This is a genomic window from Mycobacterium sp. 852002-30065_SCH5024008, from assembly GCF_001665645.1.
Taxonomy (GTDB): Bacteria; Actinomycetota; Actinomycetes; order Mycobacteriales; family Mycobacteriaceae; genus Mycobacterium; species Mycobacterium paraffinicum.
In genome coordinates, this window is the sequence record NZ_LZSZ01000078.1 from 100,808 (window position 1) to 110,783 (window position 9,976).

General features: G+C 67.5%; 10 protein-coding genes. 7 read left to right on the plus strand and 3 right to left on the minus strand.

Annotated features, from left to right (window positions below):
• The first annotated feature begins 14 nt into the window (after positions 1-14).
• From A5781_RS10185 to A5781_RS10195, 3 genes are read left to right on the plus strand one after another with little or no spacing between them, the layout of a single operon-like run.
• Positions 15-1,046 (plus strand): LLM class F420-dependent oxidoreductase, encoded by a 1,032-nt coding sequence (locus A5781_RS10185; protein ID WP_067204449.1) that lies wholly within the window; start codon positions 15-17, stop codon positions 1,044-1,046.
• Positions 1,047-1,089: 43 nt separating this feature from the next.
• Complete coding sequence (locus tag A5781_RS10190) at positions 1,090-1,806, plus strand: acetoacetate decarboxylase family protein (protein ID WP_067204452.1); 717 nt, start codon at positions 1,090-1,092, stop codon at positions 1,804-1,806.
• A complete protein-coding gene (locus tag A5781_RS10195) occupies positions 1,803-2,996 on the plus strand; it encodes a cytochrome P450 (RefSeq protein WP_156624525.1) in 1,194 nt (397 codons plus the stop codon). Before A5781_RS10190 ends, A5781_RS10195 begins: the two co-directional genes overlap by 4 nt.
• Positions 2,997-3,327: 331 nt before the next feature.
• On the opposite strand, the gene A5781_RS10200 is transcribed toward A5781_RS10195, so the two are convergent.
• Positions 3,328-4,149 carry a crotonase/enoyl-CoA hydratase family protein gene (locus tag A5781_RS10200; protein ID WP_156622606.1) on the minus strand — a complete coding sequence of 274 codons (822 nt, stop codon included), beginning with the start codon at positions 4,147-4,149 and terminating at the stop codon, positions 3,328-3,330.
• 64 nt (positions 4,150-4,213) lie between these two features.
• Here A5781_RS10200 and A5781_RS10205 point away from each other — a divergent pair, with 64 nt between their 5' ends.
• The 4 genes from A5781_RS10205 to A5781_RS10220 are packed head-to-tail and all read left to right on the plus strand — an operon-like array spanning position 4,214 to position 9,013.
• The gene (locus A5781_RS10205) at positions 4,214-5,854 is read left to right on the plus strand and encodes an acyl-CoA synthetase (protein WP_067204462.1); all 1,641 of its coding nucleotides are present in this window, start codon (positions 4,214-4,216) and stop codon (positions 5,852-5,854) included.
• Positions 5,851-6,618 (plus strand): fructosamine kinase family protein, encoded by a 768-nt coding sequence (locus A5781_RS10210; RefSeq protein ID WP_067204466.1) that lies wholly within the window; start codon positions 5,851-5,853, stop codon positions 6,616-6,618. Before A5781_RS10205 ends, A5781_RS10210 begins: the two co-directional genes overlap by 4 nt.
• A gap of 23 nt (positions 6,619-6,641) precedes the next feature.
• Entirely contained in the window at positions 6,642-7,466 is an 825-nt protein-coding gene (locus A5781_RS10215; protein ID WP_067204469.1) for an amidohydrolase family protein, read from the plus strand.
• A complete protein-coding gene (locus tag A5781_RS10220; RefSeq protein WP_067204472.1) occupies positions 7,463-9,013 on the plus strand; it encodes an acetolactate synthase large subunit in 1,551 nt (516 codons plus the stop codon). The genes A5781_RS10215 and A5781_RS10220 overlap by 4 nt, the downstream gene beginning before the upstream one ends.
• Here the strand turns inward: A5781_RS10220 and A5781_RS10225 are convergent.
• Positions 8,999-9,721, minus strand: a complete 723-nt coding sequence (locus A5781_RS10225) for a serine hydrolase (RefSeq protein WP_067204475.1) — start codon at positions 9,719-9,721, stop codon at positions 8,999-9,001. The genes A5781_RS10220 and A5781_RS10225 overlap by 15 nt on opposite strands.
• Positions 9,722-9,808: 87 nt before the next feature.
• Positions 9,809-9,946, minus strand: a complete 138-nt coding sequence (locus A5781_RS25545; RefSeq protein WP_156624527.1) for a hypothetical protein — start codon at positions 9,944-9,946, stop codon at positions 9,809-9,811.
• Between the last annotated feature and the right edge of the window lie 30 nt (positions 9,947-9,976).

Consider the following 9,976-nt stretch of genomic DNA (forward strand, 5'->3'; position numbering starts at 1 on the left):
AAGGGTCAATGACTATGAAGCTGGGGTTGCAGCTCGGGTATTGGGGCGCTCAGCCGCCGCAGAATCACGCGGAGCTCGTAGCCGCGGCGGAGGAAGCCGGTTTCGACGCCGTATTCACCGCCGAGGCGTGGGGGTCCGACGCCTACACGCCGCTGGCCTGGTTGGGATCGTCGACCCACCGGCTCCGGCTGGGCACCTCGGTGATCCAGCTGTCCGCGCGCACCCCGACGGCAACCGCGATGGCCGCGCTGACGCTCGACCACCTGTCCGGCGGCCGGCACATCCTGGGCCTCGGCGTCTCCGGCCCACAGGTGGTCGAGGGCTGGTACGGCCGGCCGTTCCCCAAGCCACTGGCCCGCACCCGCGAGTACGTCGACATCATGAGGCAGGTCTGGGCGCGAGAGAAGGCGGTGACCAGCGACGGGCCGCATTATCCGTTGCCGCTGACGGGGGAGGGGACGACCGGCCTAGGCAAGGCGCTCAAGCCCATCACCCACCCGTTGCGCCCCGACATCCCGATCATGCTGGGGGCCGAGGGGCCGAAGAACGTCGCGCTGGCCGCCGAGATTTGCGATGGCTGGCTGCCGATCTTCTACACGCCGCGGATGGCGGATACCTACAACGAATGGCTCGACGAGGGCTTCGCGCGGCCCGGGGCGCGGCGCAGCCGCGAGGACTTCGAGATCTGCGCGACCGCCAACATCGTCATCACCGACGACCGCGCCGCCGCCTTCGCGGCCATGAAGCCCTATCTGGCCCTCTACATGGGCGGTATGGGCGCCGAGGACACCAACTTCCACGCCGACGTGTACCGCCGGATGGGCTACGCCGAGGTGGTCGACGAGGTGACCAAGCTCTTCCGCAGCAATCAGAAGGACAAGGCCGCGACGATCATCCCGGACGAGGTCGTCGACGACGCCGCGATCGTCGGCGATATCAACTACGTCCGTGAGCAGGTCAAGGTCTGGGAAGCCGCCGGCGTCACCATGATGGTGGTCAACGGACGCAACGAGGCCCAGATCAGGGAGCTCGCCACGCTGATCTGACCCGCTATTGCCGAACGAATAGAACACGTTCTAGATTGGCCCGATGACAGCCTCGCAGCACACCATCGCGGGCACGGTACTCACGATGCCGGTGCGAATCCGCCAGGCAAATCAACATATGGCGATGTTCTCCGTCGACGCCGACGCCGCGCAGCAGATGATCGACTACAGCGGCCTGCAGGTCTGCCGCTACCTTCCCGGCCGCGCGATCGTGGTGCTGATGTTGATGCACTACATCGACGGCGACCTGGGCCAGTACCACGAGTTCGGCACCAGCGTGATGGTCAACCCGCCCGGCTCGAACGCAAGCGGGCCGCGTGCCCTGCAGTCGGCCGGTGCCTTCATTCACCACCTTCCCGTCGACCAGGCGTTCACCTTGGAAGCGGGAACCAAGATCTGGGGCTACCCGAAGGTGATGGGCGACTTCACCGTTCGGGAGGGCCGCCGGTTCGGTTTTGACCTCAGCATCGACGGCCAGCCGGTGATCGGCATGGAATTCCGCCGCGGCCTGCCGTTCCGGCTGACCCCGCGCCAGCAAGCGCAACGCACCTACTCGCACCGCGACGGAATCACCCGCGAGACCGCCTTCGAGCACACCCTGGACGGCGTGCGAACGCGATTCGGCGGGGTGAGCGTCCGGCTCGGCGAGCATCCGTACTCGAAAGAGCTTGCTTCGCTTGGTCTTCCGAAGCGTGCCATGGTGTCCAGCTCTGTTGACCGCGTACAAATGTCCTTCGGTGATGCCCAGGAGATCTCATGACGATGACGAAACCCGACGTCGACCTCACCGACGGGACTTTCTACGCCGGTGACTCTCGGCCCATCTACAAGTGGATGCGCGAGCACGAGCCGGTCTTCCGGGACCGCAATGGATTGGCCGCCGCCTCGACCTACCAGGCGGTGATCGAGGCGGAGCGCAACCCGGACTTGTTCTCCAACGCCGGCGGCATCCGACCCGATCAACCTGGGGTCGAAATGATGATAGAGATGGACGATCCGCAACATCTGTTGCGCCGCAAGCTCGTCAACTCCGGTTTCACCCGCAAACGCGTGAAAGACCTGGAATCCAAGATCGTTTCGCTCTGTGACACGCTGATCGACGCGGTGTGCGAGCGCGGCGAGTGTGACTTCGTCTGGGACCTGGCCGCGCCCCTGCCGATGGCCGTCATCGGCGACATGCTCGGCGTGCGGCCGGAAGAACGCACGATGTTCCTGAAGTGGTCCGACGAGCTGGTCGGCGCGTTGAGCAGCACCGCCGCTGAAGCGGACGTCCAGGTCACCATGGAAGCTTTCGCGGCCTACAGCCAGTACATGATGGGGATGATCGAAGCCCGCAAGAAGGAGCCGACCGATGACCTGGTCAGCGTCCTCGTGCACGCGGAGGTCGAGGGCTCGCGGCTCGAGGACCACCAGATCGTCACCGAGGTCCTGCTGCTGTTGATCGGCGGCGACGAGACCACGCGCCACACGCTGTCTGGCGGGACGAGGCAGCTGCTGTTGCACCCCGATCAGCACCGGCGCCTGGCGGCCGACCTGAGCTTGCTACCCAACGCGATCGAGGAGATGCTCCGCTGGACCGCGCCGGTGAAGAACATGGCGCGCACGATCACAGCCGACACCGAATTCCACGGCACCCAGCTGCGCCAGGGCGAGAAGATGATCCTGCTGTTCGAGTCGGCGAACTTCGACGAGAAGGTCTTCGACGACCCGGAGACGTTCAACATGGAGCGCTACCCGAACAACCACCTTGCCTTCGGCTTCGGGACGCATTTTTGTCTCGGTAACCAGCTCGCGCGGCTGGAGCTGTCGATCATGCAGACCCGGCTGCTGCAGCGGCTACCGGACATGCGGCTGGCTTCGGACGCCGACCTGCCCTTGCGTCCCGCCAATTTCGTGTCCGGCCTGGAGAAAATGCCGGTGGCGTTCACGCCGACCGCGCCGCTGGGCTGAGCGCCGCCCCTGTTCGCCGAGCGTGATCTGAGGGCGAGGAAATCGGCCGAAACCAGCCATGAGTTCACGCTCGGCGGGTCCAGGCGGCGGCCACGCGTGCGAGGATTCCGCCCCGCGTGTCGCCGGCCGTGACCCGGATGGCCATCCATCCGAGGTCGGCCAGCGCTTCGTAGCGGGCGTCAGTGCGCCCGATGCCAGCGCCTCGCTGCCGATGAACGGTTCCCGCATGCCGGCAGTGTGGCGCGGGGGACTGACAACGCCGAACGTGACGTCAGGGCGAAAAATCGGCCGAAAAGTGGCCCTCAGTTCACGTTCGGCGCCAAGAGGAGGGTTACTTGTTCTGGAAGTTGGGCTTGCGCTTCTCGGCGAACGCCCGGGGGCCTTCCTTGGCATCATCGGACAGGAACACCTTGATGCCGATCTGAGTGTCGATCTTGAAGGCCTCGTTCTCGTGCATGCCCTCGGTCTCGCGGATCGCCCGCAGGATCGCCTGCACGGCCAGCGGGCCGTTGTTCTCGATGATCTCGGCGATCTCGAGGGCCTTCGTCAGCGCCTGCCCGTCGGGCACCACATGCCCGATCAGGCCCATCTCCTTGGCTTCGGCGGCGGTGATGTGCCGCCCGGTCAGCAGCAGGTCGCACGCCACCGTGTAGGGAATCTGGCGCACCAGCCGCACAGCCGATCCGCCCATCGGGTAGAGGCTCCACTTGGCCTCCGAGATGCCGAACTTGGCGCTCTCGCCCGCGATGCGGATGTCGGTGCCCTGCAGGATCTCGGTGCCCCCGGCGATCGCGGGTCCCTCGACGGCCGCGATCAGTGGCTTGGTCAGCCGGCGGCCCTTCAGGAGAGCGTCGATTCGCGACGGGTCGTAGCTGCCGTCCTTGAAAGACTCACCCGGCGGCTTCTTGGTTGCCGCCTTGAGGTCCATGCCGGCGCAGAAGTAGCCACCGGCCCCGGTCAGGATGCAGCAGCGAATGTCTGGATCGTTGTCGACGCGGTCCCAGGCCTGCACCATGATTTCCATCATTTCGGTGCTCAGGGCGTTGCGGGCGTGCGGCCGGTTCAACGTGACGATCAGGGTGTGGCCACGCTGTTCCACCAGCGCATCTGCTCCAGAGGGGCCGGACTGCTCGTTTGCTGGGGCCGGTGCCACGGCTACCGCCTTTCCGTCGACGAGGGGCATGAGCTTGTCAAGAAATGTAACACGTTCTAATTTGGTGGCCGTGGCCCTGAATATTGCCGATCTCGCAGAGCACGCCATCGACGCTGTGCCGGACCGTGTCGCCCTGATCTGCGGCGACGAGAAGCTGACCTACGCCCAACTTGAGGAGAAGGCCAACCGCCTGGCCCACTACCTGATCGACCAGGGGGTGAAAAAGGACGACAAGGTCGGGCTGTACTGCCGTAACCGCATCGAGATCGTCATCGCGATGCTCGGCATCGTGAAGGCCGGCGCCATCCTGGTGAACGTCAACTACCGCTACGTCGAGGGTGAGCTTCGCTACCTGTTCGACAACTCCGACATGGTCGCCCTGGTCCACGAGCGCCAGTACTCCGACCGGGTGGCCAACGTGCTGCCGGACACCCCGAACGTCAAGACGATCCTCGTCATCGAGGACGGCTCCGACAACGACTACCAGCGCTACGGCGGTGTCGAGTTCTACTCGGCGATCGCTCAAGGATCCCCCGAGCGCGACTTCGGCGAGCGCAGCGCCGACGACATCTACCTGCTCTACACCGGCGGCACGACCGGCTTCCCGAAGGGCGTGATGTGGCGCCACGAGGACATCTACCGGGTGCTGTTCGGCGGAACCGATTTCGCGACAGGCAAATTCGTCGAGGACGAGCACGACCTGGCCAAGGCCGCGGCCGCCAATCCGCCGATGGTGCGCTACCCGATTCCGCCGATGATCCACGGCGCCACCCAGTCGGCCACCTGGATGTCGATCTTCTCGGGCCAAACCACCGTGCTCGCACCGGAATTCAACGCCGAGGAGGTGTGGCGCACGATCCACGAGCACAAGGTGAACCTGCTGTTCTTCACCGGCGACGCGATGGCGCGCCCGCTGCTCGACGCGCTCGACACCGACCACGACTACGACCTTTCGTCGCTGTTCCTGCTCGCCAGCACCGCGGCGCTGTTCTCGCCGAGCATCAAGGAAAGGCTGCTCGAGCTGCTGCCCAACCGTGTCATCACCGACTCGATCGGCTCCTCGGAGACCGGATTCGGCGGTACGAGCATCGTCGCGAAGGACGCGCCGCACGCCGGCGGCCCGCGCGTGACGATCGACCACCGCACCGTCGTCCTCGACGAGGAGGGCAACGAGGTCAAGCCCGGCTCGGGTGTGCGCGGCTTCATCGCCAAGAAGGGCAACATCCCGGTCGGCTACTACAAGGACGAGAAGAAGACCGCCGAAACGTTCAAGACCATCAACGGGGTCCGCTACGCGATCCCCGGAGACTGGGCCCTCGTCGAGGAGGACGGCTCCGTGACGATGCTGGGCCGCGGCTCGGTGTCGATCAACAGCGGCGGCGAGAAGATCTACCCCGAGGAGGTCGAGGCGGCGCTCAAGGGCCACCCCGACGTGTTCGACGCGCTGGTGGTCGGTGTTCCCGATCCCCGCTACGGCCAACACGTGGCCGCCGTCGTGCAGCCCCGCCCGGGTGCCCGGCCGTCGCTGGTGGAGCTGGACCGCTTCGTGCGCTCCGAGATCGCCGGATACAAAGTGCCCCGCAGCCTTTGGCTGGTCGACGAGGTGAAGCGGTCACCGGCCGGTAAGCCCGACTACCGCTGGGCCAAGGAGCAGACGGAGGCGCGCCCGGCCGACGACGTGCACGCCGCCCACGCGACCGCTTGAGCGACTTCGTCAAGCAACACCCGGCCGCGCCCAGTAATTACTTTGCGTGGGAGGCCGCCGGATTGCGGTGGCTGGCCGGCGTCGACGGGGGTGTGCCCTGCGCGCGCGTTGTCTCCGTCGACGCGACGAGCCTGACCCTGCGGCGGCTCGAGTCGGTGACACCGACTCCCGAGGCGGCGCTCGCGTTCGGCGGCCGGCTCGCGGTGACGCACGACGCCGGTGCCCCCGACTTCGGCGCCGGGCCCGACGGGTGGGACGGACCCGGGTTCTTCGGGCCGCTGTCCCAGCCGCTGCCGATGTCGCTGCGGCGGCACCGCCGCTGGGGCGACTTCTACGCCGAGGAGCGGCTACTCCCGATGGTGGAGCTGGCCGCGGCGCGGCTCGATGCGTCCACCCGCAGCGCCATCGATTCCGTCGTAGCGCGTTGTCGCTCGGGTGATTTCGACGACGACGACCCGCCCGCCCGGCTGCACGGCGATCTGTGGGGCGGCAACGTGATGTGGACGCCCGACGGGGTGGTGCTGATCGACCCGGCCGCGCACGCCGGTCACCGCGAGAGCGACCTGGCGATGCTCGCGCTGTTCGGTTGCCCGCACTACGATGCCATCGTCGCGGGCTACGAGCGGGTGCGGCCGCTGCGCGCCGGCTGGCGCAACCGCATCGGGCTGCACCAGCTCTTTCCCCTGCTGGCGCACGTCGTGCTGTTCGGCGGCGGGCACGCCCAGCGGACGCACGCCTGCGCCCGCGCCGCGCTGACCCTCTGACGCCGCGTCTACTCTTGATCGCGATGACGGTCGATGTGTGGATGCAGCACCCCACTGCGCGGTTCCTGCGCAGCGACATGCTGGCATCCTTGCGGCGCTGGACCGGTGACTCCATACCGGACGCCGACGTCCCGATCGAGGCGAGCATCGCGACCATGGACGCGGCCGACGTCCGCTTCGGCCTGCTCAGCGCGTGGCGCGGCCCCGGCGGCCAGGATTTGATTTCCAACGACGAGGTCGCCGAGTGGATTCGCCTGCATCCGAACCGGTTTGGCGGACTGGCCACCGTCGACCTCGATCGCCCGATGGAAGCGGTCCGTGAGCTGAGGCGCCGCGTTCGAGAGGGATTCCTGGGCCTGCGGGTGGTGCCGTGGCTGTGGAACGCGCCACCCACCGACCGCCGCTACTATCCGCTGTTCGCCGAATGCGTGGAGCTCAGGGTGCCGTTCTGCACCCAGGTGGGCCATACCGGTCCGCTGCGGCCATCGGAGACCGGCCGCCCAATCCCCTACATCGACCAGGTCGCGCTCGACTTTCCCGAGCTGGTGATCGTGTGTGGCCACGTCGGGTATCCGTGGACCGAGGAGATGGTCGCCGTCGCCCGCAAGCATCCGAACGTCTACATCGACACGTCGGCCTACACGATCAAGCGACTTCCGGATGAGCTCGTCCGGTTCATGAAAACCGGTACCGGACAACGCAAGGTCTTGTTCGGCACCAACTATCCGATGATGACCCACGCGCACGCTTTGGCGGGACTGGCGGACCTCGGTCTGGCCGACGAGGGCCGCCGAGACTTCTTGCACGGCAACGCCGAGCGTGTTTTCAAACTGGAGGCGATCACGTGAACGGTGCCCAGGCCCTGATCAACACCCTGGTCGACGGTGGCGTCGACGTGTGTTTCGCCAACCCGGGCACCTCGGAGATGCATTTCGTGGCCGCGCTGGACACCGTCCCGCGCATGCGCGGTGTGCTGGCGCTGTTCGAGGGCGTCGCGACCGGCGCGGCCGACGGCTACGCCCGCATCGCAGGCCGGCCGGCCGCGGTGCTGCTGCACCTGGGTCCCGGCCTGGGCAACGGCCTGGCGAACCTGCACAACGCCCGGCGCGCTCAGGTGCCGATGGTGGTGGTCGTCGGCGACCACGCGACGTATCACAAAAAGTACGACGCCCCACTGGAATCCGACATCGACGCGCTCGCGGGCACGGTCTCGGGGTGGGTGCGTCGCACCGAACACACCGCGGACGTCGCGTCCGACGCCGCCGAGGCGATCGCCGCCAGCCGCGCAGGCTCGCAGATTTCGACGCTGATCCTGCCCGCCGACGTGTCCTGGTCGGACGGGGCGCAAGCCGGCGCCACCGTGCCCGCGGAACCCGCGGGGGCCGAGCCGCGGTTGGCGTTCGAAGTGATCGAGGTGCTGCGCTCCGGGGAACCCACGGTGCTCATGATCGGCGGTGACGCCACTCGCGGTCCGGGTCTTGCCGCCGCCGTTCGGGTCGCGCAGGCGACCGGGGCACGGGTGCTGTGCGAGACATTCCCGACTCGGCTGGAGCGCGGTGCGGGCGTCCCCGCCGTCGAGCGGCTGGCCTATTTCGCCGAGGCCGCGACCGCGCAACTCGACGGTGCCAAGCATCTGGTGCTGGCCGGCGCCAAGTCGCCGGTGTCGTTCTTCGCCTACCCGAACATGCCCAGCGACCTCGTCCCGGCCGGCTGCGAGGTGCATCTGCTCGCCGGGCACAGCGGCGCCGCCGAAGCGCTCGCTGCGGTGGCCGACGAGGTCGCGCCCGGAACGGCTGCCCCGGTGGCGGCCGCGGCGCGGCCGCAGTTGCCAACGGGTGCCCTGACGTCCGCGTCAGCGGCCGACGTGATCGGCGCGCTGCTGCCGGAACGGGCGATCGTCGTCGACGAGTCGAACACCTCGGGTGTGTTGCTCGCCCAGACCACGGCGGGGGCGCCGGCCCATGACTGGCTGACGCTGACCGGCGGGGCGATCGGGTACGGCATCCCGGCCGCCGTGGGTGCCGCGGTGGCGGCACCCGATCGTCCGGTGCTCTGCCTGGAATCGGACGGGTCGGCGATGTACACGATCTCCGGATTGTGGACTCAGGCGCGGGAAAACCTGAACGTGACCACCGTGATCTACGACAACAGCGCCTACGACATCCTGCGGATCGAGTTGGCTCGGGTGGGCGCCGGATCGGCTCCCGGGCCCAAGGCGCTGGACCTGCTGGACTTGTCGCGCCCCACAATGGATTTCGTCAAGATCAGCGAGGGGATGGGAGTGCCTGCCCGCCGCGTCACCACCGCGGAGGAACTCGCCGACGCGCTGCGTCAAGCATTGAGCGAACCAGGGCCACACCTGATCGACGCCGTGGTGCCGTCAATAACGGGCTAACCCTGGAAGCCGGCTGAGGACCCACTCGGACATTGCGTTCAGGACCTCGACGCCCGTCTCCAACACCCCGTCGTGAACCTTGGCCGCGAGCGCCACGCCCCACTGCCCCGATGGTGTGGGCACGATGCCGAACTGCCGCACCAGGTAGTCGCCGTGCATGCCGGGCCCCCAACCGCCCTTGGCCGCAAGGCCTTTGGCCGCCAGCCCCCAGCGATGACCGCTGGTGAGTCCCTGCATCAGGTCGATGACGTCGGCCGAATCGGGGATCGAAGGCAGCTCGGCCGCGAACCGCGCTTGCCGCTGCAGGGTCCACTGCGTCTGGCCGAACGCCGTATACCCACGCCGAAGCCGACGAGATTCGACCACGGTGGCCGTGTCACCGCCCTCGGCGATCACAGCCTGCACCCGCCGTGCCGCTTCCTCCGGATCGCCCAAGCGGGACCACAATTGCTCCGATGCGCGATTGTCGGATTCCGTGATCGCCTTAACGGCCAGGTCCTTGGCGTGCAACCAATCGCACCGCAGCGCGGCGATCGCCAACGGCACCTTGATGGTCGACCATGCGACACCGGACCACCACCGACCCAACGAGTAGGTGCGATCCGGTCGGGCGATCGCAATGCCGACGTCCGCCGGTACCGTGGCGCAAAGCTGTTCAAAGCTCGCTTCGAGCGCTGTCTCCAGAGGCCGGCTGATCGGACCAACCATCGCGCCTCCTTCGACGACATCTCTGAGCAGTGTCGCATTATCGTCGACCGTCTTAACGCCCAGTGCGACAACGGTGACGGCGCGTCGCTAACTCGCCGGCAGCGGCGGCAGCGGCGGTGACTCCTCCTGCGGGGGAGGCTGCCATGGCTCGGGCTCCGGTGCCTGCGGCGCCCACACCAGCGGCGGCGGGGGAGGCCTGTCTCTTATACACATCTCCGAGCCCACGAGACGGAGCTACATCTCGCTTGACGCCGC

Coding starts and splice junctions, on each gene's coding strand:
- A5781_RS10185 (WP_067204449.1), top strand. CDS start 15: ATGAAGCTGGGGTTGCAGCTCGGGTATTGGGGCGCTCAGCCGCCGCAG.
- A5781_RS10190 (WP_067204452.1), top strand. CDS start 1,090: ATGACAGCCTCGCAGCACACCATCGCGGGCACGGTACTCACGATGCCG.
- A5781_RS10195 (WP_156624525.1), top strand. CDS start 1,803: ATGACGATGACGAAACCCGACGTCGACCTCACCGACGGGACTTTCTAC.
- A5781_RS10215 (WP_067204469.1), top strand. CDS start 6,642: ATGACGGTCGATGTGTGGATGCAGCACCCCACTGCGCGGTTCCTGCGC.
- A5781_RS10225 (WP_067204475.1), bottom strand. CDS start 9,721: ATGGTTGGTCCGATCAGCCGGCCTCTGGAGACAGCGCTCGAAGCGAGC.